The following is a 24522-nucleotide window of genomic DNA, read 5'->3' on the forward strand; positions in this document are numbered from 1 at the left end:
TAGTCTTGGCCACATGAGTGGCGCCGCCCTGCCGGAAGAACTGGACTACCTGGGGTTCATCGACTTCGCGATCGACCACACCAGGCGGGAACTGCCCGAGATCGACTCGGATGCGATGCGTCTCGTGCTCACCCTGCACAGGGTGACCAACGCCCTCGTCTACGACCTGGAGTCGTCGGTACACCGGCCGCGCGGGTTCAGCTGGGCCGGCTTCCGGGTGCTGTTCGTGCTCTGGCTCGCCGGGCCGATGGAGGCCAAGCGCGTCGCCGAATTGTCCGGCATGAGCCGTGCTGCCGTCTCGGCGCTGGCCAACACCCTCGAACGAGCCGGTCTGGCATCCCGCCGGCGGGCCGATCACGACGGGCGCGCCATCACGCTGACCCTGACCCCGGCCGGACGTGACGCCATCACCGATGCCTTCCGGGCACACAACCAGCGGGAGCAGGCCTGGGCCGCCACCCTCACCGAGGCTGAACACGTCACGTTGGTGGGCCTGCTGGAAAAGCTCATGGCCGGAGCGACCACGGCGACCACGAAACGCAGGCACTGACCGCAACTTGATGGCCGCAATCAAACGCAGAGATAGCCGCCATCCACGGGCAAGACCGCCCCGCAGATGTACGACGCGGCAGGCGAGCACAGAAACGCGATCACCTGAGCAACATCCCGGGGCTTTCCGTACCGTCCCAGCGGGATGCGCAGCAGCAGTTCCGCGGCGGCCTGCGGATCGTCGAGCAGGCCGCGGGCCAGCTGTGTCTCCACGAACCCCGGCGCAACGGCATTCACCCGGATGCCTTCCGGGGCGTACTCCGCGGCGAGCGACCGGGTCAGTTGCGAGACGCCCCCCTTGCTCGCGCTGTACGCCGGCCGATCCCTGCTGCCGAAGAAGGCGAACATCGAGGACACGTTGACGACGCAGCCGCCGGCCCTCGCGAGACCCGGGCGCGCCGCTTCGCTGGCGACCATGGTGGCGGTGAGGTTGACGTCCAGCACCACGCGCCAGGGGTCCAGGTCGTACTCCCTGCGGTCGTGGCTGACGCCCGCGCAGTTGACCAGGACACCGATCTGCGGTTCGACCGAGATCAGCCGCGCCAGGCCGTCGTGGTCGCGGACGTCGTGCTCGATCACCCGTACCCGCGGATGCACCGGTCGCTCGCCGGCGACCCGGGGGGCGAGGCCGAGAGCCGTGACGTCGGCGCCGAGTTCGGCGAACAGCATCGCCGTCGCGGCGCCGATCCCCGACGTGCCGCCGGTGACGAACACCGGGTGCCCGGCGAACTGGTCGCTGTTGAACCCTGCCCTATCCGCCGTGGTCATGTGCTTGCCTTCCTCCACTTGGTCGAACAAGGATCTTGATCTGGTCGCTGCCGCGCAGCAGGGCTTCGAATCCGTCGTGCACGACGTCCTCCAAGGCGATGGTGGCGGTGACGATCGCGGTGAGGTCCATCCCCTTCTCCACCAACCGGATCAGGTCGGGGTAGACGTCGCGATAACCCACGCTGGTGATGATCGACTGCTCCTTGTTGACCATCGCGAACGCATCGATGCTGACCGTCCCGGCCAGGCCGACCAGCATGACCCGGCCGCCGCTCCGCGTCGCGTGCATGCAGGTGCGCAGCGTCTCCTCGGAGCCGACGACTTCGAAAGCCACGTCCACGCCCTCACCGTCGGCGGCCTGCCTGATCAGGTCAGCCACGGCAGCCCGATCTTCGGCGGGCACGAGGTCCGTTGCACCCAGGGCGTGGGCGATCTCGAGCCGGGCCGGGGAGAGGTCGGCCGCGATGATGCGGCCCGCGCCGTGCCGCACGGCCAGCATCACGATGAGAAGCCCGATCGGGCCGAGGCCGATCACGGCGAGTGTCTCGCCCGGGCGGAAGCCCGCCCGCCGCCAGGCGTGCAGGGCCACGGCAGCCGGCTCGAACACTGCCGCCTGCTCCAGTGAGACCGTGTCGGGTAGGCGGTGCAGCATGTAGGCGGGAACGACGGCCCGTTCGGCCATCCCGCCGTCGCCCATGAGACCGGCGAAGCCGAAGTGCCGGCAGATGTTGTACTCACCGTTCCGGCATCGGGGACACGCGCCGCAGCGGTAGTGTGGCTCCACCGCGACCCGGTCGCCCGGCGCGAACCCGGACACGCCGGACCCGACTTCGACCACCGTGCCGCAAAATTCGTGGCCGACGATGATCGGCGCGGTCGTCCGCGACTCGGGATGCGGTTCGTGCACCGGGATGGCATGCGGTCCGTCAGCGTACTCATGCAGGTCGCTACCGCAGATGCCGCAGTATGCCACCGCGATCGCGACCTCCCCGGGGCCGGTGGCCCGGGACTCCACATCGACGACGCGGACATCGCGCGCTCCGTACCAGACGGCGGCCCTCGTCACGCTGCCTTTCCCATCAGCGGAAGAGCGAGTTGACGTAGTCGGCGCCGATGCCCACCTTGTCGTAGTGCTCCCGGCACATCGCGATGTAGTCGTGGACGTCGAAGATCCCGGTGACGTCGCCGTTCTCGTCCAGCCAGGCGAGCGGACCCTTGACGATGAAGAAGGTTTTCATCGGCTCGCCGCTGTCGTAGGCAACCAGCGTGTGACCCTCGCCCGGGGCTTCGTAGACGAAGTCGCCGGCGCTCGCCGTCCAGGGCCGCTCCAGGTAGCCCCACTTGCCGGAGATGGTGTAGGCGAACACCTCATGCGGGTGGTAATGCCGGTTGACCAGCCCAGCCTCCTTCGCGCGCAGGATGTCAGCCCAGCTGTTGTCCTTGACGTTGATCCACAGCGGCCGTGACCCGACGGTCTCGGTGAAAGGCACGTAGTAGCGGTCGTCATCGGTGGCGACCTTGGAGAGGTAGACCTCCGGCAGCGCATCCGGCTTCTGCGAATTCTCGATCGGCTTGAGGGTTTTCCAAAACTCCGAATTGGGCGTTTCAGGCATGCTGCCAGCTCCTTTGCTAGCTCGCGACGTTGACGCGGAGCCCTCGACCACACATGAGGGTCGGAAGCCGCATGGTCACAGGCTAGGGCCGACATGCATGACATGCAAGGGAGTATTGCATGACGCTTCAGTACCTGCTCGGACGCAATCTAACGTGATGGTGGCGCCACAATGAGCATGAACTCCGCGACTGTCGCCCGGGGGTTGTGCAGACGATGCGGGCGACTCCGGTCGAAACGGATCGTGTCGCCCGCCGCCAACAGGAACTCCTCGTCGTCGACCACGACGGCGACGTGCCCGGTGAACGCGACGACGACCTCCTCGCCGGGGTGCGAGGAGGGAAGGGTGGCCCCGCCGCCCGGTGGTATCGACCCCCAGATCACCTCGACCGCGCCGTCCAGGTCGGGAATCATGAGTTCGTACTCGATACGCGAGTCGGGCACCTTGAGCCGGCGCCGGTCGGCGTGCCGCACGACGAGCCGCCGCCCGGCCGCGTCATGTTCGTTCGCGGTTGACCGGTCCTCGCCCTCGAACAGCGCCGCGATCGGCACACCGAGGGCACGGGCGATGGTGCGCAGCGTGGGCAGCGACGGCTGCGCGACACCGCGCTCAACCCGGGAGAGCAGGCTGGCCGAGATCTGCGCGGCGTCGGCGACGCTGTCCAGGGTCAGTCCCGCCCTCTTGCGCAATTCCCGGATCCGACCGCCAAGGGCGGCGGCGTCGGCGGCGTCCGGATCTGCCGACGTGGCGGCGCTGGTCATCCAGCCCACTCCTTTCCCGGCAGCGCGTCGCCGCCGAACACTAGGACCCTACCTGCCACTTGGGCCTCGATACGGCGACGAAGAGCTACCACCCCCTGCCATGGTCACGTTGTCGGGATGTCTCGTTCGGCGGTGTCGCCGACCGGAGTCAGGCGCCTGGGTTTCTACCGGCCGCTGTATCGATGTTCGCGCGGGCTGAGGCCGAACCGCGTCCTGAACACGTAGGCGAAATGAGATGGACGCCGGAATCCGAGCTGTGTGGCGATGTCAGCGACCGACAGGTGTGCCAGGCGAGGGTCGGCGAGGTCGTGGTGAGCGCGGTCGAGACGCCGCTTCATCACGTATCGGGCAACGGATGTCTGCTGCTCGTGAAAGAGGGCTTGCAGGTGGCGCGGCGAGACGAAGACGGCGCGGGCGACAGCCGCCGGGGACAAATCGGGATCCCACAGATTCTGTTCGATGTACTGTTGTGCCCGCGCGAGGGTAGCCGCGCGCAGCGGAGCGCCTGTGGGCAGCGAGGCGATCTCCGCGAGCGACGCCGCGATGAGCTCAACAGCGGCGGTCGCGTAATGCCGCTGGACCACTGGTGAGGCGGTGTCCGCCGTGGCCGAGAGGTTCTTGAGCAGCGGATAGATCAGGGCGGCGCTGCCATCCCGTCCGTTGATCGCGGTGGCGGTGAAGGCAGAAGCCCCGGGCAGTACTGCCAACATCGTCATGTGCGGAATGTGCAGGGTGAGCATCTCGAGGTCGCCCTCGACCTGCAGAACGCACGGACGGGTGCTGTCGTACATCGCGAAGTCGCCGGCGCGCACGACGGCCGTTCGGTCGTCCTGAACGAGCGTGCCGGTGCCGGCAAGGGTCACACCGATCAAGAAATAGGGTGCGTCATCGCGGGCGATGGTGGCGCGGGCACGAGCGCCCACATGCGGCGTGGGCCGGGCCCTGACCCTGGCGAGCTGCACCGCTCCGGCGGTCATCGTGGTCACGCGGCCGGAGAAGTGATCGACAGTGGCCAGCGGGCGTACCTCCATTCCCAGATACAGCCGGCAGACGACCTCGCGCCAGAAGTCGAAGCGGTCCCGCCCATCGACCGAGTCCGTGGTGAGCAGCACACTCCCGGGCGATTGATCGGCGCCTGCACCCACCGAGATGTTCAGCGTCATGACGTCCGCCCTCCTGGGTAGTGCCCGGTAGCGGGATCACTCAGGGGCAAATTGTGCGCTGACAGGAAACTCTCCGTGCACGAAGACGAAACTTCGGCCGCCGGCCAGCCGATAGCCTCGCGCTGCGAGGAAACGCCTGGTGACATCAACGGTTCCGCCCCACTGCCCGGACGGCCCTCCCACGGCGAACCAGCGCCCCCCGACAAGACGCGGTCCCACACACGTCGTCCGTCCCGCCTCCGGAAGGTCGCACCATGAACCTGACCAGCCATCTCATCCAACGCATGTTGCGTTTGGCCACACCGTCCACCCGACAGTTGATCGTCGACCGCGACCTTCGAGTGCCGATGCCCGACGGTGTCGATCTCCTCGCCGACCGCTGGGCGCCTCGAGCCGGAGGCGACGCCCTGCCGACGGTCGTCATCCGTACCCCGTACGGCCGGCGCGGCACCTTGGGCACGGTCCTGACCCGGCCGCTGGCCGAGCGGGGCTTCCAGGTCCTGATCCAGAGCACCCGCGGCCCGTTCGGCTCCGGTGGCACCCTCGACCCGCTGCGCTGCGAGCGTGAGGACGGATTGGCCACCCTGGAATGGGTGGGGAACCAGCCGTGGTTCGCCGACACGATGGTGCTGTTCGGGCTGAGCTACCTCGGCTACGCGCAATGGGCGATGACGGACCGGCTGCCACCCTCGGTCAAGGCGATGATTCCGCAGGTGAGTGAGTCCGCCCTGACCATGGAATTCCTGCGCGCCGACGGGATCTCCCTCGAGACGCCTTTCGACTGGGGCGTCCTGGTCGCCACTCAGGAGCGGCGCTGGGCGATGTTGCGTCACCGCCTGGGTGCCAGGCGACTGCAGCGGGCGTTGCGCACCATTCCGCTCACCGGCTCGGACATCGCCGCTCTCGGTTACCGATCCGAGTACATCCAGGACATTCTCGCCCACGACCGAGACGCCGACCGGTGGGCCGGCATCGACCACAGTCACCGGGTGCCCGAGACGACCGTACCGGTCAGCTCGATCGCCGGCTGGTTCGACATCTTCCTGCCCGGCCAGCTCCGCGACTACCAGGCGTTGCGAGCGGCGGGGCGCGACGCACGCCTGACCCTCGGTCCCTGGACCCACACCGCTCCAGACGTGATCGGGACAGCGGTTCGCGAGGCCACCGACTTCGGGCTTGCCCACGCCAAGGGGGAGCAACCGGCCCAGCGCGCCCCGGTCCGCCTGTACGTGATGGGCGAGGACAGCTGGCACGACTTCGACTCCTGGCCCCCGGCGGGGTATGCGCCACACCGCTACCACCTCCAGCCCGGCGCCACTTTGTCGACCGAACCACCCGGCGTGTCCAGGCCCGACCGGTACCAGTACGACCCGGTCGACCCCACCCCCGCTGTCGGCGGGGTCCGGATGACCGGCACGACGGGCCGCGTCGACAACACCGCCCTGGAGTCCCGCCCGGACGTGCTCACCTACACCACCTCCGCCCTGGAGCACGACCTCGAGGTGATCGGCGAGGTCAGCGCCGAGATCTACTTCCGCTCGAGCCAGCCCTACGCGGACGTCTTCGTCCGCCTCTGCGACGTGGACCCGCGCGGCCGCTCGTACAACATCTGCGACGGCCTGCTGAGCCTGACGAGCGCCGACCAGATCCGCGCCGCTCAGGTGCGGCTTTGGCCGACCGCGTACCTGTTCAAGCGGGGTCATCGCATTCGGATACAGGTCTCCAGCGGCGCCTTTCCCCGGTTCGCCCGCAACCCCGGCACCGGACGGCCACGGGCGACCGCGGCCACGCTGCTGACCGCCCACCAGGAGGTCTACCACGACCCGGAGCACCCGTCCGCAGTGATCCTGCCCGTGCGACTGTCGACCGGCCGGAAGGGGCTCGCCGCCGATGGGTGACCGTGGTAAGCCGCGAAGCAGTCGGGACCGCCGGACTGCGATCCCGACTGCTTACTATCGGGCACTCACGGGTGCGCGCGAGCCCTGTCCTCGGCGACTACTTCGCGACGTCGGACAGCGCGGCGTCGCGAACGGCAGCCAACGCGTCGGTCCTCAACACATAGCCTTCTGCGACCAGCGGATACATGACCCTTTGCACCTTCGCGACGTAGCGGCCGTGAGTGCCGTACATCGCCTTGAGCTCGTCCGTGGTGTAGTAGCGGTGCCAGCCTGACACGTTGCAGGGGAAGGCGGTCCCGTTGAGCGCACCCTGCTCCGCGGTCGGCACAACGAACTGCGGGAGACGGATCCCGCCCTCCACCTTGCCGTCTGCATCACGAACAGGAAGACCCGGCGGGGATGGGGATATCACGAAGCTTCGCGAAGGGGCGGCGGGCGTCCCTCTCTTGAACCAGTTGCGGACAGAATCGATTGCCTTGTTGTAGACCAGGCCGACGTCCACCGTGGTAAAGGGCGGAAGCTTGACACAGACGTGGTTGAAGTCGATCCACTCCAAGAACGTTTTCGGCTGTCCGTCGGGCAGCAAAATCGATTGATCGCGCTGCGCGATCGCCTCGATGTACTGGGCGCCGTACAGCGAAGCGTGCGTCGCGCCTGCGACGTCCCACTTGCGGGTGTACGTCGACGTCGTCCATCCAGCGCCCCCGAACGAGCCCCCCAGCCCTTCGGAGTCGACACTGATCGCCGGAACGGTCAGGTCATCTCGGAGCTGGCCCGACCGGTCCCAGAACGCGAAGCCGTCGAAGACGTTGTGGAGCGGCTGGATCGTGTTGTAGTAGATGGCCAGCCGACCGGCCGACTGCGACTGGCCAATGGCGATCGCGTCCTGCACGTGCAGGCCTGGCATCGGCGCGGTCGCGCCCCCGGCGTTGTTCATGAGTGCCCGGGTGATCTGCGCGAAGATGTCGTAGGAGATCGGGTCCCCGGTGCAGAGGGACGTGCCGTCGGGAAGGCATTTGTTCACGTCCACCGAGAGCCCGGGGTATCGCTGCGGGCTCCATGTCTTGAGCCGCTCGACACCGACACGCTGTGCCGAAACGATGGCGACCGCATAGCCCTCACGCAGGAGGTATTCCGAGGCCTCGGCGGTGGCGAACTCGAAGTCGACCCCGGTTGTGACGTTGGTCCACTCGACGGCCAGCGTCCCGTTGAACTTGTGCGGCTTGGGATATCGCACCATCACCCGCGTGCGATACGGATTGCCGCCGTCGAGAACGGTGGCTGTCGTGAAAGTGTTGGCGTTCGCTCCGGTGTACCGGTTGGCGAGGCCTTCCGCGTAGAACTCCTTGGCGGTGTAGCCGGCAGCCTTCAGGTCGACGGCGGTGGCCGACATCGGTGATGTGCCGGGAACGTTGACCTGCGTCAGTGTCGCGGCAGGCACCGCGACGACAGCGGCCGCGTTCGCGGTCAGCGGAGATGCCGAGACCAGTGCCCCGGCGAGAGCCGCCGGGAGCAGCAGCAGGACGGCCCGGCGGGCCTTCTGCCCGGACCGCGTCTTGCGCGATGTAAACATCTGATCTTCCTCCTGTTTGTGGGAGACGCCTGGGCTGGCGTGAAACTCGGCCCAGGCGAGAAAGCGAACGCGAGGGCTGTTGTCAGCGCGACGGTGGCGTGACGACCAGGACAAACTCCGCGACCGTCGGGCGGGGGTTGAAGAGGCGGTGCGGACGGCTGCGGTCGAAGCGGATGGTGTCCCCTACTGCCAGTAGGAACTCCTGGTCGTCGACCACGACCGCGACGTGCCCGGCGAGCGCGACGATGACCTCCTCGCCCGGGTGGGAGGAGGGATGTGTCGTCCCACCACCCGGTGGTATCGCTCCCCAGATCACCTCGACCGCGCCGTCCAGGTCGGGGATCATGAGTTCGTACTGGATGCGGGAATCCGGCACCTTGAGCCGGCGCCGGTCGGCGTGCCGCACGACGAGTCGCCGCCCAGCCGCGTCATGCTCGCTCGCGGTTGATCGGTCCTCGCCCTCGAACAGCGCCGCGATGGGAATGCCGAGCGCCCGGGAAATGGTGCGCAGCGTCGGTAGTGACGGCTGTGCGGCGCCCCGCTCGATCCGGGAGAGAAGGCTGGCCGAGATCTGCGCGGCGTCGGCGACGCGGTCCAGTGTCAGCCCGGCGTTCTTGCGCAGTTGCCGGATCCGGCGGCCCAGGATGGCGGCGTCGTCGAACTCGGCACCGGCCGGCGGGGCGGCGGTGGGCAGCGCCTGTATTCCTTCGCCGGGCCTCGTCCGTGCGGTGGTCATCGCGCGCCGATCGTCAGGAGATCCGGCGTCACGAATGTTGCCCGGGGCCAGTCGGTGTGCTGGTCGGCGCTGGTTCCGGTGAGCACGAGCAGACTGTCCCAGCCTGCGGCGGCGGCCAACTCGACGTCGGCTGCGACGGTGTCACCGATCATCAGCACCCTGCCCGCCACGTGTGGCCGGAGCGCGGTCAAGAACGGCAACGACGGTTTACCACAGATGATCGGATCGACGGCGACCCGGGCGGCGAGTGCGGCCAGCGCCATGCCGGTGCCGCCGGACAACCCTTCCCGCGTCGGATATGCCACCTCGGTGGTGGTGACCAGCAAGGGCAGGCCACGCTCCAGCAGCATGGCAACGCGTCCGAGCGTCCTGATATCGGTGTCCGGGGCCAGACCCATGGCGACGGCGCGGCCCGACGGTGTGGATGACCACGACCGCCAGACCTCGTCGGCCGGCACGGCGCGCACCCCGTGCAGGGCCAACGCGTCGAACAGGCCTGCCTCACCGATCGCCGCCACCTCGTGAATGCCTAGTTCGCGGGCCTGCGCCCCGAGCGCGTCCGCGGCCGTGACCAGCACGTCACCCGGAGCTGCCAGGCCGGCCCGGGTGAGTCCGGCGCGGAGTTGCGCCGACGTGGCGACGCTGGCGTTGGTGGCCAGGCAGATCCTGGCTCCCCGGCGACGAAACGAGTCCAGCAGGCCGACGGCGCCGGGCAGGGGGGTGTCGTCTATCCACAGCGTCCCATCGAGGTCGCTCACCACCGTGTCGTAGGACGCCAGATCGGGGTGCACTCACGCCTCCGGGTGAAGGTGGACGACCTGACCGCGGGTGAAGAACTCATATGTGCGCGGCCCTTGCTCCAAAGGGCCGGAGCCGGAGTCCTTCATCCCGCCGAACGGGACGTACGGCGGAAAGCCGGTGACCGCGTTGAGATGAACCATCCCGGCGTCGAGGCTCTGCACCAAGGGCAGCGCCAGCGCCAGGTCGCGGGTGAAGACGCCGGCGTTCAGCCCGTACGGGGTGTCGTTGGCGACCTCCATCGCGCGCCCGGCGTCCGGAACCGATATGACGGCGGCAAACGGTCCGAAGACCTCGTGCCGGGCCGTGGCGGTGCCCGGTTGCACTCCGGCGAGCACCGTGGCCGGAAGGAAGTTGCCGTACGCGAGTCGTTCCTCGGCCGGCGGGTCACCGCCGTGCAGCACCGTGCCGCCGGCTGACACCCCTTCCCGCGTCGCGCGGATCACCGCGTCGCGGGCCGCCGGTGTCATGAGAGGGCCGAGCTTCGTGGCCGGCTCGAGTCCGCTGCCCATCGTCCAGTCGGCCGCCGCGGCGGCCAACCGCTCGGCAAGTTCGTCAGCCACCGGCGCCTCGGCGACGATCCGGCCGATCGCGGTGCACTTCTGCCCGCTGCCGGAGAACGCCCCGGCGGCGAGGTGTGCGGTGACCGCGTCGAGGTCGGCATCGGCGAGGACGACGGCGACGTTGCTCCCGCCCATCTCCAACTGCACGGCGACGTCGCGCCCGGTGACAGCTCGTTGCACCGCCCGGCCCGCTGCGGTGGACCCGGTGAAGGTGACCGCCCTGGTGCGGGAATCCGCCAGTAGCGGACCGGCCAGCGTTGCGGCGGTGCCGCACAGCAGGTTCAGCACGCCGTCCGGCAGACCCGCCTCGGCGAGCGCCCGGGTGAAGTGGACGGCGGACAGCGGCACCAGTTCACTGCACTTCCACACCACGGTGTTGCCGTGCGCGAGCGCCGGCCCGATCTTCCAGGCCGGCAGCAGCATCGGGTAGTTGAACGGGGTAATGACGGTCACCACACCCAGCGGCACGCGGCGGCTCAGAATGAACGATCCGGCGGGCGCCGGCAGTACGTCGCCGACCGGTTGCAGCGCCGCCATGGCGAAATATCGCAGCGTGTCCGCCGAGCGGGCCACCTCGCCGCTGGCGTCCTTCCAGATCTTTCCCTCCTCACGGACGAGGTCGCGCGCCATCGCCTCCCGGTCCCGGTCGAGGACCGCGGCGGCGGCCAGGAGTACGTCGTGCCGGCGTTGGGGGGCAGTGCCCGCCCAGGCCCGCGCGGCCCGGTCGGCGGCCGCGTAGGCCGCGTCGACATCCGCAGCGGAGGACAACGAGACCTCGGCGACCACTTCGCGGTTGTCGGCGGGGTCGGGCACGATCCGGCGTTCGGGACGGTCCCACCAGCGGCCGTCGACGTACGTCGTGGCGGTCATTGCGGTATTCCCTTGAACGCGTATTTGAGCGCCATGGCGGCGGCGTTCCAGGTCGGCGCGGGCTGCGCCACGGCGGTGGTGACGGGCCGGACCTGCACGAGTGTCACCGGGTCACCTAGCCGGTAGGCACGGGGGATGACCCACTCCACGTCGGCCGGTGCGCCGAGCATCTCCTCGGCGGCGAGCACGGCATCGACGAGGGCGCCGATCTCGTCTTCGGCGAGCACGCGGAGGGTTCGCATCGGCTCCGGCATGGCGACCTCGACGACCTGGCCGGCCCGATGGTCCATCGCGGACACGGTCTGCTTGTCGCCCACCGCGTAGCTGAGTATCCGCCGGTCGGCGCGGCCCACCTCCAGGTGATCCGGGGTGACCACGCCTTGCACCAGCGCCTCGCCGAAGCCGAACGTCGCCTCCACGACAACACGGTCCCGCCGTCCGGTGACCGGGTTGAGGGAGAACGCCACACCGCTCGCCCGGGGGTGCACCAACTCCACGATGCCGACGGCCATCGTCGATTCCACATGGGATAGACCGTTGCGGATCCGGTAGCTGAGCGCTCGGGCTCCGAACAGGCTGCCCCAGCACCGCAGTATGCCGTCGAGGACGGCTGGCGCGCCGGTCAGACCGAGGTAGGTGTCGTACTGTCCGGCGCTGCTCGACGCGACGGCGTCCTCGGTCGTCGCCGAACTGCGCACCGCAACCGGCAGTAGCGCATCCCGCGACGCCGCGCACAGTTGCTCGTAGGCGCCGGCAACGGCTTCGGTGAGATCCGGCGGCAGCGGTGCGCCGGCCAGGCGTTCCCGTAGTCGCTGCTCGGCACGGGCCAGTCCAGCCGAGTCGTCGGCACCAAGACCAGCCAGTTCCCGATCGAGCGCGGAGGGCAGATCGCACGCCGCCGCCACCGCTTGAAACGCGTCGGTGGTGACGACGAACGCGTGCGGCACGGTGAGACCGGCCCGGGCCAGATCAGCCAGCCGGGTCATCTTGCCTCCGGCCGCCGGATCATCGGTCGCGATGTCCGGGAGGTGGCGGATGTAGGTCATCGCTCGGCCCGCTTCAGGATGCGCACGGTACCTCGGGTGCCGTCCACCTCAATCTCGTCGCCGGTGCGGATCGTCGACGTCGCGATGCCCACCCCGCACACGCAGGGGATGCGGTACTCGCGGCTGACGATCGACGCGTGCGTCAGCGTGCCACCGCTGTCGCAGACGCAGGCGGCGATCTTCGCGAAGGCCGGCGTCCAGTTGGGTGAGGTCGCCTCGCACACCAGGATCTCGCCGGGTTCGATCCGGTGCAGTTCCTCGGCACCGTGCAGCACCCGCGCGACGCCGCGGGCCACGCCCGACGACGCCGCGACGCCGGACAGCGAGGTGACCTGCGACGTGTCACCGCCGAGCTGTTTCATGGCCGCGAAGAACCCGGCATTGGTCCCGAAGATCTCCCGCATCACCGGGTCACTCATGTCCTCGGGTACGGTGCCGAGCACCTTCGGCATTCTCGGCCGGCGGGCGAGCCAATGCTCGTAGTAGGCCCGGCGTTCGTCGACCAACTTGCGCATGCTGCCCCAGTCGCGGTGCCCTTCGGCGAGTCGACGCAGCTCGGGACGGAACACGAACAGTCCGTCATCGGGCCGCTCGGCGCCCAGCGCGCGGGCGATCGCCAGGCCGGCCCGCCGCATCGGGATGTGTGCGCGCAGGTCGATGTAGTAGTTGTGGTCCTCGTTCCACCACGCGAAGTTGGCCGACGTGCACGCGGCCAGCCCGGCGTCGAAGACGCGCCGCTCCTCGACCGTGAGCCGGCCGCGGGCGGCCTCGATCGCCTGTTCCCGTTCGGCCACGGCGGCGGCCCGCGCGCCGGCGAAGTCGTGATCGGAGCCCTTCGACAGGTACGTCCGGACCGTGCCCAGCGGGCTGACCGGGTCGTCGATCCAGGGCGTCAGCACGACGTCCGCGATGCCCTCGGTGCGGTGCCCGTACGTCTGCAGGAACGCGTCGAAGTCGGCGACCCAGCCTTTCGCCGCCGGGTCGGCCCGGAGCGTCGTATTGAGGTCTGTCGCGTCGGTGACGGCGAAAACGTCGGCGAGCCCGGCCGCGCGTGCCTTGCGGGTGAGCTCCCACAAGCCGCGATCCGTCTCCATGATCTTGGAGTCGTAGCCTTGCAGGAACTTCGAGATCTCGGCCGCGTCGATGCCCAGTTCCAGGCACGTGCCGTGGAAGCCCACATAGGTGGCCAGCAGCGGGTACATGATCTCAAAGTGGATCGTCCAGGCGCGGCGGTGGAAGACGACCGCCTCCTCGTAGAGGCGGGCCAGGTCGGCGAGGTCGCGACCGTCGAAGGACTGCCCTTCGAAGTAGGCCAGTCCGCGGTTCAGCTCCGTCACTCGGTCGGCCCACGTCGCCTGGAACCGCTCGAGGGCCGCCGGGAGGGCGCGCTGGATGCGCTCGACCCGCTCGCCGACAGCCCACCGCGAGGTGACCGGCACCTCGCTGGTGTAGATGTGCGGTCCGGCCATCCGGACACCGAGCCCGCCGCTCGTGGGCAGCGGCAGCCCCTCGGCCGCCTGCTGGGTGCAGAAGCAGATGCCATCCTCGGGAAAGACGTACCCGAGCGGCACCATGCCGCGCGGATAGTGGAAGTCCAGCAACCAGAAGCGGTCCTCGTCCTCCTTCCGGAAGGTGGACAGGGCCTCGGTGTAGACCCCGGCGTCGGTGCGCCCGGGCCTGAAGCCCGGATACCACTCGTCGGAGATGAACTCGTCAACCGGAACCACGGTGCTCATCGGGGATCTCTCTCTCGTCTGGAGGGGGTTCAGCCGCCGGCGTACTCGGACGCGAATCCGCCGTCGGGATGCAACAGCGAACCGGTGAAGTACGAACCCTCGTCGCTGGTGAGGAAAAGTGCGGTGCGGGCGATCTCCGCCGGCAGCCCGAGCCGCTGCAACGGCACCTGCTTCTCGCGCGTTTCCCGCCACATCCTCTGGGCATCGAGGTCGTCGCCGCCCGATCGCCGGGCCATGCCGTCGAGCAGGCCTGTCTCCACGTAACCCGGCCCGATCGCGTTGACCCGGATATGGCGTGGCGCCAATTCGTGCGCGAGGCAGCGGGTAAGCATCCACGCGCCGGCCTTGGACACCGAGTACGCGCCTGCGGACGGCCGCTTGGCGGCAATGCTGGCCAGCACCACGATCGAGCCGCCCGACTCCGGCATCGCGGACGCCGCGGCGCTGGCGGTGAGGAAGACACCGGTCACGTTGACGTCGAGCACGAAACGGAAATGTGCCGGATCGAGGTCGAGCAACGAGTTGAACGATCCGGTGCGGTCCGGATGGGCGCTCACGCCCGCCGAGGCGACCACTGCATCGATGCCGCCGAACCGGTCGACGCACAGCGCCACCGCGGCGTCGACCGCGGCCGGGTCAGTGACGTCGGTGGGCGCGAAGACCGCACGGCCGCCGTCCTTCTCGATACGCGCGACTACGGCGTCGGCCGCGGCGCGGTGCGAGGGCAGGTCGGCGATGACCACCGCGGCGCCCTCGGCGGCGAACAGTTCCGCGGTCGCGGCGCCGATGCCGGAGGCGCCGCCGGTCAGGAGAGCCCGGCGGCCCTGTAGTCGTGTTGTCACATCGGCTCCTTCGGGTGGACGGGCAACTCGTCCGCGGACGGTTGCCGCTCGTTCGCGCCGAGATAGGCACGGTGCAGCCGGTCGCTGTGCCGGCTGAGTTCAGCGGCGCTGTCACGCAGGACGATCCGGCCGCGGAACAGCACCATCGCCTCGGAACCCACGGACAGCGCGAGGGCCGCGTACTGCTCGACCAGCAGAACCGCCATGCCTTCCTCGGCGAGCGCGCGTACCGCAGGGAGCAGCCGGCGGACGATCACCGGCGCCAGGCCGAGGCTCATCTCGTCGATGAGCAGCACGCGGGGCCGGGCGAGCATCGCGCGGGCGAGCACGAGCATCTGCTGTTCACCGCCGCTGAGCGCGCGGGCCGGCACATCGGTGCGCCGCCGCAGCTCGGGAAACATCTCGAACGCCGGCCCGATCTCGTCATTCCCTACCGCGACGAGGAGGTTTTCCGTGACGGTCAGGTCACCGAAGACCGTGCGGCCCTGCTCGACATGGGCCAGGCCGCTTCTGGCGCGGGCCCGGCGGGACAGCGGCAGTACATCCACGCCGTCGAGCAGCGCGGCTCCTGCGGTCGCCGGGATCCGTCCGCTCAGTGCTTCCAGCAACGTCGTCTTACCGGCGCCGTTGGGTCCCAGGAGCACCGTTATCCGGCCCGGCGCGACGGTCAGGTCGACACCCGTGACGATCGGGAAGCCCGCCCTTTGGACCTCGAGACCCCGCACGTCGAGACCACTCATGCCGGAACCTCCTCGCCGACGTACGCGGCGAGCACGACGGGGTCGCGCAGCACCTGCGCCGCCGGCCCGGACGCGATCACCCGGCCGAAGTCGAGCACGGTCACCCGGTCGCTGATGGTGGCGACCATCTCCACGTCGTGCTCGATGAGAAGCACACCGAAGCCGTACGCGGCGGGAAGCCCCGCGAGCAGCCGGCCCAGTCGCTGCGACTCCGCGGCGTCCAGGCCCGCGGCCGGCTCGTCGAGCAGCAGGATGCTCGGCCGCGACAGCACGGCGCCGGCCACCTCGACGAGCCGTCGTCGGCCGACGTCGACCGTGGACAGCAGCACGTCACCGGCCGGGCAGCCGAACTGATCGAGCAGGGTGTCAGCCTCGGCGGGTGTCGCTGTGGGCGCGACGAGCCGGAGGTAGCCGGCGACGGTGAGGTCGCCGATCGTGCGCTCGTGCTGGAAGGTGCGGCGCAGCCCGGCTCGGGCCCGGACGTGCACCGGCGCGGAGGTGTGGTCCTGGCCGTCGATGGACACGCGGCCGGCCACCGTCACGGTGCCGGCGGCCGACCGCACGAATCCCGAGACGACGTCGACGAAGGTGGACTTGCCGGCCCCGTTGGGTCCGATCAAAGCGTGCAGTTCGCCGTGGCGAACCTCGATGGACACGTCGTCCAGCGCGGTGACCGCGCCGTAACCCACGCGGAGATTCCGCGCGTCCAGTGCTGCGGGTATGTCGCTTCCGGCCGGCTTCGGTCCAGGCGTCACCGTCCCGAGGGCCGGGCCGGGTGCCTTCGCCCCGGTTGCTCCGGCCGGCCGGGCTCGCTGGCCGAGGAGCCGCCGGCCGGCCGCCCGCAGGTCCGCGGCCGCCCCGCCGGCTCCAGTGCGCAACCCGATCACTGCGCCGACCGCAAAGACGACGGCGGCCAGATCCTGCGGGAGACCGACCTGGCGCAGGACCTCGGGCAGAAACGCGGCGAGCATGCCACCCAGCGCCGCTCCCTCCGGATGGCGCGCGCCGACCATGACGGCGAGCGTGAAGATCGTCAACGACTGCAGGGACCCGAATCCGGTGGCGTTGAGTTGGCCCAGCTGACCGGCCAGCAACGAACCGGCGACACCGGCGAGAAAGGCGCTCACGGCGAACGCGGTCAGCTTCACTCGTGGGACCGCGAGGCCGGTCGCTGCGGTGGCGCGTTCGCTCGACCGCACGGCAAGCCAGGCCGCGCCGCCGCGCCGGGTGCCGTACCACGACAACGCCGCCGACGCGCCGACGAACACGACCCAGCACAACAGGAAGTAGTCGGCGTCCTCGGTGGCCCAGTCCGGGCGCGGGACGACGTCGAGCGTCTGCGCTCCGGGGAACCCGACGCTGTTGGTCACCACGTCGACCGCGACGGCGAAGCCGAGCGTCACGATCGCCAGGTTCAGCCCGCGCAGGCGCAGCGCCGGCAGGCCGATGGCGATGCCGACCGGCAGGGCGACCAGCCCGGAGACGACAAGCAGCACCGGGAACGGCAGGGCGATTCCCCAATGGTTCGCCAGGGCCGTCGTGAGCGCCCCGATGGCGGCGAAGGCCATGGGACACAGTGCGGCCATGCCGGCCCGGCCGAACACCACACCGACCGACAGGCAGAGCATCGCGGTCACCGTCGCGCTGGTTGTCAGGTAGATCCAATAGCTCGACATGCCCGTCGTGACGACCAGTGGGACCAGAACGGCGGCCGCGATGCCCAGCAGCGATGCGGGCCTGCGCATCAGATCAACGCGTCGCATCCCAAACCTCCCGCCGCTGCAACCACACCAGCGCCACAACCACCACCAGGAACGGGAGCACCTGCCGGTACTCCGAGAGCTGCCGTACCGACGTACCGGCCCCCTCGATGACGCCGATCAGCACGCCACCCAGGGCAGCGCCGGCCAGGTTGCGCAGGCCACCCAACAAGGCGGCGGCCATCGCCGGCATCACGAGCAGGCTGAGGCTCAGGAAGTTGCTCGGCCGCGTGGGCGCGACGGCGGTGACCGCCACCGCGGTCACCGCCCCCATGACCGCCCACACGCCGACCGCCAGAGCCGTGACGGGCACGCCGAGCATCTCGGCGGTCACCGGTCGTTCGCTGATTGCCCGCAACCGCACGCCGAGCCGCGAGCGGTTGAGCAGCAGGCCGGCACCCACCGCGATGGCCGCCGCCAGCACGAGGGCGATCAACGCGTTCCCCGAAACCACGACGTCGGCGAGCCGGAACCCAGCACCGGGCACCAGTGAGGGAACGGTGCGCGGATCGTTGCCGAACAGCCGGAAGCCGATGGCGAGCAGGCCCACGAGTACCGCCACGGTGACAATCGTGCGCACCTGCGCCGAGCTGTCGGTGTAGAAACGCGCGATCGCCCAGCCGAGCAGGGCCGCAAGCGCTGCCGCAGTGAGCACGCCCGCCGGCAACGCGACGCCGAACCCCCACCCGCGCTCCAGCAACTGGAGCATGACCATGGTGCCGAAGGCCCCGATGGCCGCCTGCGCCACGTTGAGCACACCGGTCATCTGGAACAGCAGGACGACGCAGACGCCCACCATCGCGTAGGCGCCCCCGGCGAGCAGGCCCGCGACCGATGCCTGCAACATGTCAGGACCCGGCCGGCAGGGTAATCCACTCCGGCGTGACCGTGACCCACGTGCCGCCCTTGAGCTGGACGAACTTGCTGGCCCGGTTCGAGTTGTGTTTCTCGGCCGGGGCGAACGAGTACGGCGTGCCGACCAAGGGGTTGGACACCGAGGTCAGCCCCTGCAGCGCCGCGGTCACCGACTCGCGGTTGATCTCACCTTGAATGCTTTTCAGTGCCTGGACGAAGTAGGTCGCGGAGAGGTACCCGCCCTGAGCGAACGAGTTCAGCGGTATCTTGGCCGCGGTCATGGTCTGCTTCCAGTCGGCCAGTGCGGGCGTGGATCCGCCGTAGGGCTCGAACTCCGAGTTCGCGTACAGTCCCTCGCCGACGGGGCCGAGCGTCTTTGCCACCTTGTCGGTGTAGTTCGAGGTGAGAAAGACCCAATCGATGCCGGTCACCTTCTGCGCCTGGACCGCCTGCATCCAGGCCACGCCCGCGACATCCACCCCGTCGAACACGACGGCCTGGCAACCGGCCTGGCGGACCTTCAACACGAACGGCGTGGGATCCTCCGGGCCGGGCTTGTACGTGGCATCAAGCAGCGCCAACTTCTTGCCGGTCGACTTTTCCCACTGCCCGATCGCGGCGGCGTAGGCATCACCCCAGCCGGCGTAGTCGACCAGTACGGCGCAGACTTTGTCCCGCTTCAGTGTCTCGGACGCGAACTGCAGCGACACCGTGATGCCCTGAAATGGACCGGTGTTGACCGGTGAGATGTTGCTGGAGCCGAAGCAGGCCGGGTCCACCCCGGTGCCCTGCACCGAGAGGATCTTCTTCTGCTTGTACAGCGCTCCGTTGACGCTGCACTCCAGTGCGCTGGACGAGCCGACCATCGCCACAACTTGCTCGGAGTCGACGAGCTTGCGGGCCGCCTGCTGGGCCTGCTGCGGGTCGACCTTGTCGTCCTCGACCAGGTACTCGAGCTTGCGGCCGCCGATGCCGCCCTCCGCGTTGACCTTGTCGAAGACGGCTTTGACCGCCTGCGATGCCTCCGGGAAGACGACGGGACCGGAGATGGAGCTGATGGCCCCGACCTTGATCGGCGCGGTGCTGGAGCTTTCCGTCCTATCGCTGCAGCCGGGGATCGCGATCAGCAGGAGGCCGGAAACCACTGCTGCCGCCGCGGGCCTAGGACTGATCATGGGTTTCCCTTCCTTCAAGGCCGGCTGTGGCCTGAGTCACAAGGTAGGGCGCAATCTTCACTACATGCAATAGAAACTTTCATCACACTTCATAATGGCCGAACAGCTGAGGTCCAGGTCGAAGTGGGCGACGGTCTCCGGCAGCATCAGATTCGCGGGAGGATTCACGAAGGTGATCTTCCGGATCTTGAGGGGCAGCCGCTCGAAGCTGATCGTGCTGGACTGCTTCATGGCGCCCCCCTTGAGGGTGTAGGACAACTCAGCGTGGGCTGTACAGCCGAGCGGAAGGCTGGTGCCCGCCTGAGCGCGTGCACCACGAGACCCGTCGCCAGGGGCTTGGGCAGCAGTCGTTGCCGGTGCATGATCTCGTTGACGTACGATCATACTGCAATGTGCGCCTGCTGAGCACAAGGGTTTGCCGGTGCACCACACAGGCGTGCTGATGGAAGGACGGCGTCGCTTTCCCCGTAGATCAGGTGGTCGCGACGGGCGACCACCCGATCGGTTCTCCGCTGACAAGGGGCGGGGGGCCGCCGACCGGCTGGATTGGGGGTGTCACGAACACGTCGTACCGCGATGCGGTCATGTCTCTGCTTTCTGGAACGTCGACGTGACAAAGCGGCGGATGTAGATCATGTGCCCAAGAGGTGTAAGGACGCCGTACGCGATTTGCCGTGGCCCCGGCCGGCGTCAGAACATCGTGTTGTCGTTGGCAGCGGTCTCGGGTACGTCCTGTTCGGCGTTCCAGTGCTCGACGATCTTCCCGTCGCGTACCCGGAAGAGGTCGATGACCGCCCGGCCGCGGTCGCCGGGTGCGTCGATGTAGTGGCTATGCACGGCGACCAGATCACCCTGCGCGATGACCCGTTTCGGTGTCACGCTCAGCTGCGGGAACTGCTCGAAGTAGAAGCCCAGCCCGGCCTTCAGACCGGCCGCGCCGTCGGGGATGTTCGGGTTGTGCTCGTGGTACTCGGTGTCAACATAGGTGTCGATGGCGGCCAGGTCCTTGCGGACCAGCAACTCGTCGACGAACGCGGTGACCAGCTTCTTGTGGTACGCGGTGAACCACCGCTGCCCCGGCGCCTCGCTCCGCGGCTCGCTGAGCGTGGCGAACATGTCATTGCCGCTGGCGGTGGTGGCGGGCACTTCCTGCAGGACGTCCCAGTGCTCGGCGATCCTCCCGTCCTGGAAGCGGAAGAGGTCGAACACGGCCATACCCGGGGTGCCCGGCACGAGTACGTTGCGGGAGTGCAGCAGCACCAGGTCGCCGTCGGAGATGACCCGTCGAGGCTCGAAGGCGACCTGCGGGAACTGCTGCCGCGTCGTGGCGACGAAGTATTTGAGGGCGTCGGGGCCGTCGGGCGCCAGGGGGTTGTGCTGGATGTAGTCGGGCCGCAGGAGCCGGTCGACAATGGCCGTGTCGCCGCGGGTGAACAGGTCCTGCAGGAGTTGCTGGGCAAGGTGCGCCTGGCCGCCGTCTCGTACGGTCAGCACGATCTTGCCGGTGGTGCGGCCGGTCTCGCCGAGCGCGTGCGCCTTCGCCGCCTCAGCGAGCGGGAACGTGGCCTCGATGTGCGCACGCAGCGCCCCGGTCTCGACGAGGGCGGCGATGGCCCGCATACCTCCGTGGTCGGCCTCGACCAGCAGCGACTCGTAGCGGATACCCCGCTCGGCGATCGCCGCTAGTTCGGCGGGGTCGATGGGTACCGGAAGGATCGAGACGAGGGTGCCACCCGGGCGCAGCACGGCCACGGAGCGGGCCCGGGCGGCGGAGTCGAGCGAGATCGGGTCGAGGACCACATCGATGTCGCTGAGCACCTCGGCGAAATCGACGCTGTGGTAGTCGATCACCTCGTCGGCGCCCACCGACCGCAGGAAGTCGTGCTTGGCGGCGCTGGCGGTGCCGATCACGTACGCGCCGCGGGACTTGGCGATCTGCACAGCGAGGTGACCCACGCCGCCGGCCGCCGCATGAATCAGGACCCGCTGCCCGGCCCGGACGCCGGCGGTGTCGACCAGCGCCTGGTAGGCGGTGAGCGCGGCCAGCGGCAGCGCACCGGCCTGGACGTGGTCGATACCGGCGGGCTTGTGCGTGAAGACGCGGGCCGGTGCGGTCACGTACTCGGCGTGCGCACCCACCCCGCCCGGATAGGGCAGCATCCCGAAGACTTCGTCGCCGGGCTTGAACAGGGTGACGCCCATGCCGACGGCCTCGACGACGCCGGAGACGTCCCAGCCGAGTACCAGCGGCATCTGGGCGACGGTCATGGACTGGGCCCGGTTCCACCAGTCGGTCGGGTTGACCCCGGCCGCGTGGACGGCTACAAGGATTTCACTCACCCCTGGCGCCGGTTTGGGTAGCAGGGTCTCCTGCAGCACGTCGGGGGTTCCGTAGGTGTCCTGGCTGATGGCTCGCATGGTCTCGGTGTTCGTCATGGGTCCAGCCTGTCCGCCGTCACGGCCCGCTACAATGGCAGGGTCGCCAACTTTCGACGGGATCCTGCCATGGCACAGGTGCACCGCGTCGTCGTTCTCGCCCCGAACGGCGTATACCCCTTCGACCTGGGCATCCCCAGGCGGGTCTTCGGCGCCGCCGACGGCCGCTACGAAGTCCTGACCTGCACCGCCGACGGCCGCCCGGTCCGTACCAACGCGGACTTCTCGATCACCGTCGACCACGGCCCGGAGGTTTTGCGTACCGCCGACACCGTCATCATCCCGCCCTTCGGCACCACCGACTTCAGCCGTCAAACGCCGGTCGACGTGGCGCAAGCCCTCGCGTTCGTGTCCCCCGGCACCCGGATCGTGTCGATCTGCACCGGTGCCTTTGTGCTAGCCGCGGCGGGGCTGCTCGACGGACGGCGGGCCACCACGCACTGGGCCGCCACGGAGGTCTTCCGTCAGTGGTATCCGCAGGTGGAACTGGACCCGAACGTGCTGTTCGTCGACGAGGGCGACGTGCTGACCTCGGCCGGCGCCGCCTCCGGCATCGACGTCTGCCTGCACCTCGTGCGCAAGGACCACGGCAGCGAGATCGCCAACCATGTGGCCCGCATGTGCGTCGTTCCCCCGTGGCGCGACGGGGGCCAAGCGCAGTACATCGAGCGCCCGGTCCCCGACACCGTGGCGAACGACACGTCCGCCGCCCGCCAATGGGCGCTGCAGAACCTGCACAAGCCGCTGACCCTAAGCGATCTTGCCGAGCAGTCAAACATGAGCCTGCGCACCTTCGCCCGCCGCTTCAACGAGGAAGTCGGCATGAGCCCAGGACGCTGGCTCATCCAGCAACGCGTCGACCGGGCCCGGCACCTGCTGGAATCCACCGACCTCGCGGTCGACGAGATCGCCGGCCAGGTCGGCTTCGCCGGCGGCACCTCGCTGCGCGAACACCTGCACGCCGCCATCGGCGTCTCGCCACTCGCCTACCGACGCACCTTCCGAGGCGTGCCGGCCCAAAACCACTGACCGAACGTCACCCATGAAATTATGTGCGTCATACCATCGGGTATGCTAGGCGGCATCGAGCGTGCCGAGTAAATGGAGGAGTTCCGGTGGCGCGTTACGACAAGGAGCACAAGCAGGCCACGCGGCAGCGGATCCTCGACACGGCCGGCCGTCGGTTCAAGACCGACGGCATCGACGGCTCCGGTGTGGCCACGTTGATGGCGGACGCGGGGTTGACCAACGGTGCGTTCTACGCCCATTTCTCGTCCAAGGACGACCTCGTCGCCAACGTCATCGCCGACCAGTTGGGTGCCCAGGCGCAGAGTTTCAGTGAGCTGCCGCCCGGCCGGTCGGGCCTGGAGGAATTTCTGCGCGAATACCTGTCGCCTCAACATAGGGACAACCCCGGCGCCGGATGTCCCGCCGCCGCCCTGCTCGACGAGATCGGCGCTGCCCGACCGGAGCCAAGGACGCTTACACCGACGGTGCCCGGGTCATCCTGGACGAGATAGCCGTTCGCCTGGCTCCCGCGGATCCGCAGTCCGCGTACGGGAACGCACTAGCGCTGTACACGATGGCGATCGGGACGCTGCAGTTGTCCCGCGCCGTGTCCGACCCGAAGTTCGCCGATGAGGTCCTCGAACACGGCATCCAGAACGCCCTCGTGTTCCTTCGCTGAGCAGCAGCCGAGGCCGTCCACGGCACTGCCCCCTCGACCGCGAGGGGGCAGTGCCCCTTGCAGTGCTACCGCTGGAGGAATGCGAGGGACTGCTCGACGAACTGGCCGTGAAACTGGAAGATGCCGCCGTGCCCGGCGTCGGGGTAGATCACCAGGTCGCTGTCCGGCAGGCGGCGGGCCAGGTCGCGCGAGTTCTGTGTCGGCACCATCCGGTCGCTCTCGCCGTTGGCGACGAGCACGGGCTGGCGGATGACAGAGAGGTCATGTGGCCGCTCCAGTCCCCAGCTGTGGATGGCGGACAACTGCGCGAAGTAGGACTTGAACGAGATCGCCTTGTCCCGGTTGTCGGTACGTTCCTTCAGGCGCGCCAGAAACTGCTTACCCGCCTGACGGCCGTTCGGGGTCCTGGTGAAGAACAAGAACTGCTTCGGATCCTGCAGCGTGAGCAGCCCCCGAACGGTGTCGAGATGCGAGAGCTTGGTGACGTTCTTGATGCCCTCACCGCCGGCCGGCCCGGTGCCCGCGAGGATCAGCTTACGCACGAGCTGAGGTTCGTCCTGAACGATCACCTGGGCGATCATGCCGCCCATGGAGAAGCCCAGCAGGTCGACCTGGTTCAGACCCAGCGCCCGAATGAACGTCACGGCGTCCTTCGCCATCGCCCGAATAGTCTTCGGCGTCGCGCTGGTGGAGGCGCCCACGCCCCGGTTGTCGAACGCGATGACCCGATGTTTCGCGGCGAGGCCGTCGACCACCCGGGGGTCCCAGTTGTCGAGGACCGCGGCCAGATGGGTTACCAGGACCAGCGGGACGCCGGTCTTCGGGCCGAGCTCCCGGTAGGCGAACTCCACGCCACCGGCGGAGACGGTACGGGTGGGCGCGTACTTGTACGACGTGATCGCGTTGTTTTGTGCTTCTTGGCGGTGGCTCATGACTGTTTTCCCTTTGGGTGA

General features: G+C 68.8%; 23 protein-coding genes and 1 pseudogene. 4 read left to right on the forward strand and 20 right to left on the reverse strand.

The window, feature by feature from the left end:
• Positions 1 to 13 precede the first annotated feature (13 nt).
• Positions 14 to 550, forward strand: coding sequence for a MarR family winged helix-turn-helix transcriptional regulator (locus OHA25_RS44785; protein WP_327582984.1), 537 nt, complete (start codon positions 14 to 16; stop codon positions 548 to 550).
• Between the two features lie 20 nt (positions 551 to 570).
• Here the strand turns inward: OHA25_RS44785 and OHA25_RS44790 are convergent, their stop codons facing one another.
• The 5 genes from OHA25_RS44790 to OHA25_RS44810 all read right to left on the reverse strand — a co-directional run bounded on the left by OHA25_RS44790 (position 571) and on the right by OHA25_RS44810 (position 4854).
• Entirely contained in the window at positions 571 to 1317 is a 747-nt protein-coding gene (locus OHA25_RS44790; RefSeq protein WP_327582985.1) for an SDR family NAD(P)-dependent oxidoreductase, read from the reverse strand.
• Entirely contained in the window at positions 1301 to 2383 is a 1083-nt protein-coding gene (locus tag OHA25_RS44795; RefSeq protein ID WP_327582986.1) for a 2,3-butanediol dehydrogenase, read from the reverse strand. Before OHA25_RS44795 ends, OHA25_RS44790 begins: the two co-directional genes overlap by 17 nt.
• Before the next feature lie 13 nt (positions 2384 to 2396).
• Positions 2397 to 2930, reverse strand: a complete 534-nt coding sequence (locus OHA25_RS44800; protein WP_305923767.1) for a 2,4'-dihydroxyacetophenone dioxygenase family protein — start codon at positions 2928 to 2930, stop codon at positions 2397 to 2399.
• A gap of 149 nt (positions 2931 to 3079) precedes the next feature.
• Entirely contained in the window at positions 3080 to 3691 is a 612-nt protein-coding gene (locus OHA25_RS44805; protein ID WP_327582987.1) for a helix-turn-helix domain-containing protein, read from the reverse strand.
• Between the two features lie 164 nt (positions 3692 to 3855).
• The gene (locus OHA25_RS44810) at positions 3856 to 4854 is read right to left on the reverse strand and encodes a helix-turn-helix domain-containing protein (protein ID WP_327582988.1); all 999 of its coding nucleotides are present in this window, start codon (positions 4852 to 4854) and stop codon (positions 3856 to 3858) included.
• 254 nt (positions 4855 to 5108) lie between these two features.
• Between OHA25_RS44810 and OHA25_RS44815 the strand changes: the two genes are divergently transcribed.
• Complete coding sequence (locus OHA25_RS44815) at positions 5109 to 6752, forward strand: CocE/NonD family hydrolase (protein WP_327582989.1); 1644 nt, start codon at positions 5109 to 5111, stop codon at positions 6750 to 6752.
• 97 nt (positions 6753 to 6849) lie between these two features.
• On the opposite strand, the gene OHA25_RS44820 is transcribed toward OHA25_RS44815, so the two are convergent.
• The 14 genes and pseudogenes from OHA25_RS44820 to OHA25_RS44885 form a co-directional block, all read right to left on the reverse strand.
• A complete protein-coding gene (locus tag OHA25_RS44820) occupies positions 6850 to 8439 on the reverse strand; it encodes an alpha/beta hydrolase domain-containing protein (protein WP_327582990.1) in 1590 nt (529 codons plus the stop codon).
• Positions 8408 to 9061: a helix-turn-helix domain-containing protein gene (locus OHA25_RS44825; RefSeq protein WP_327582991.1), complete on the reverse strand. Its 654-nt coding sequence runs from the start codon at positions 9059 to 9061 to the stop codon at positions 8408 to 8410. The genes OHA25_RS44820 and OHA25_RS44825 overlap by 32 nt, the downstream gene beginning before the upstream one ends.
• On the reverse strand, positions 9058 to 9852 hold the full coding sequence (locus tag OHA25_RS44830; RefSeq protein ID WP_327582992.1) for an HAD-IIA family hydrolase: 795 nt from the start codon (positions 9850 to 9852) through the stop codon (positions 9058 to 9060). The genes OHA25_RS44825 and OHA25_RS44830 overlap by 4 nt, the downstream gene beginning before the upstream one ends.
• Positions 9853 to 11292, reverse strand: coding sequence for an aldehyde dehydrogenase family protein (locus OHA25_RS44835; protein WP_327582993.1), 1440 nt, complete (start codon positions 11290 to 11292; stop codon positions 9853 to 9855). It abuts the gene before it with no gap.
• Positions 11289 to 12338, reverse strand: a complete 1050-nt coding sequence (locus OHA25_RS44840) for a PEP/pyruvate-binding domain-containing protein (protein WP_327582994.1) — start codon at positions 12336 to 12338, stop codon at positions 11289 to 11291. The genes OHA25_RS44835 and OHA25_RS44840 overlap by 4 nt, the downstream gene beginning before the upstream one ends.
• Positions 12335 to 14074 (reverse strand): PEP-utilizing enzyme, encoded by a 1740-nt coding sequence (locus OHA25_RS44845; RefSeq protein ID WP_327582995.1) that lies wholly within the window; start codon positions 14072 to 14074, stop codon positions 12335 to 12337. The genes OHA25_RS44840 and OHA25_RS44845 overlap by 4 nt, the downstream gene beginning before the upstream one ends.
• A gap of 29 nt (positions 14075 to 14103) precedes the next feature.
• Positions 14104 to 14916: an SDR family NAD(P)-dependent oxidoreductase gene (locus OHA25_RS44850; RefSeq protein WP_305923756.1), complete on the reverse strand. Its 813-nt coding sequence runs from the start codon at positions 14914 to 14916 to the stop codon at positions 14104 to 14106.
• A complete protein-coding gene (locus OHA25_RS44855) occupies positions 14913 to 15656 on the reverse strand; it encodes an ABC transporter ATP-binding protein (RefSeq protein ID WP_327582996.1) in 744 nt (247 codons plus the stop codon). The genes OHA25_RS44850 and OHA25_RS44855 overlap by 4 nt, the downstream gene beginning before the upstream one ends.
• A complete protein-coding gene (locus tag OHA25_RS44860) occupies positions 15653 to 17419 on the reverse strand; it encodes a branched-chain amino acid ABC transporter ATP-binding protein/permease (protein WP_327582997.1) in 1767 nt (588 codons plus the stop codon). Before OHA25_RS44860 ends, OHA25_RS44855 begins: the two co-directional genes overlap by 4 nt.
• Positions 17406 to 18263, reverse strand: a complete 858-nt coding sequence (locus OHA25_RS44865) for a branched-chain amino acid ABC transporter permease (protein WP_327582998.1) — start codon at positions 18261 to 18263, stop codon at positions 17406 to 17408. Before OHA25_RS44865 ends, OHA25_RS44860 begins: the two co-directional genes overlap by 14 nt.
• A gap of 1 nt (position 18264) precedes the next feature.
• On the reverse strand, positions 18265 to 19446 hold the full coding sequence (locus OHA25_RS44870; protein ID WP_327582999.1) for an ABC transporter substrate-binding protein: 1182 nt from the start codon (positions 19444 to 19446) through the stop codon (positions 18265 to 18267).
• Between the two features lie 60 nt (positions 19447 to 19506).
• Entirely contained in the window at positions 19507 to 19677 is a 171-nt protein-coding gene (locus tag OHA25_RS44875; protein WP_327583000.1) for a hypothetical protein, read from the reverse strand.
• 459 nt (positions 19678 to 20136) lie between these two features.
• A complete protein-coding gene (locus OHA25_RS44880) occupies positions 20137 to 20940 on the reverse strand; it encodes a nuclear transport factor 2 family protein (RefSeq protein ID WP_327591132.1) in 804 nt (267 codons plus the stop codon).
• A pseudogene (locus OHA25_RS44885) lies at positions 20926 to 21864 on the reverse strand (NADP-dependent oxidoreductase); the annotation flags it as partial. The pseudogene OHA25_RS44885 and the gene OHA25_RS44880, both read right to left, overlap by 15 nt.
• Before the next feature lie 87 nt (positions 21865 to 21951).
• Between OHA25_RS44885 and OHA25_RS44890 the strand changes: the two are divergent.
• On the forward strand, positions 21952 to 22911 hold the full coding sequence (locus tag OHA25_RS44890; protein WP_327583001.1) for a GlxA family transcriptional regulator: 960 nt from the start codon (positions 21952 to 21954) through the stop codon (positions 22909 to 22911).
• 86 nt (positions 22912 to 22997) lie between these two features.
• Positions 22998 to 23402: a TetR/AcrR family transcriptional regulator gene (locus tag OHA25_RS44895; RefSeq protein ID WP_327583002.1), complete on the forward strand. Its 405-nt coding sequence runs from the start codon at positions 22998 to 23000 to the stop codon at positions 23400 to 23402.
• A gap of 232 nt (positions 23403 to 23634) precedes the next feature.
• Here OHA25_RS44895 and OHA25_RS44900 read toward each other — a convergent pair whose 3' ends face one another.
• Positions 23635 to 24501, reverse strand: a complete 867-nt coding sequence (locus OHA25_RS44900; RefSeq protein ID WP_327583003.1) for an alpha/beta fold hydrolase — start codon at positions 24499 to 24501, stop codon at positions 23635 to 23637.
• Positions 24502 to 24522 lie beyond the last annotated feature (21 nt).

Source organism: Nonomuraea sp. NBC_00507, assembly GCF_036013525.1.
Taxonomy (GTDB): Bacteria; Actinomycetota; Actinomycetes; order Streptosporangiales; family Streptosporangiaceae; genus Nonomuraea.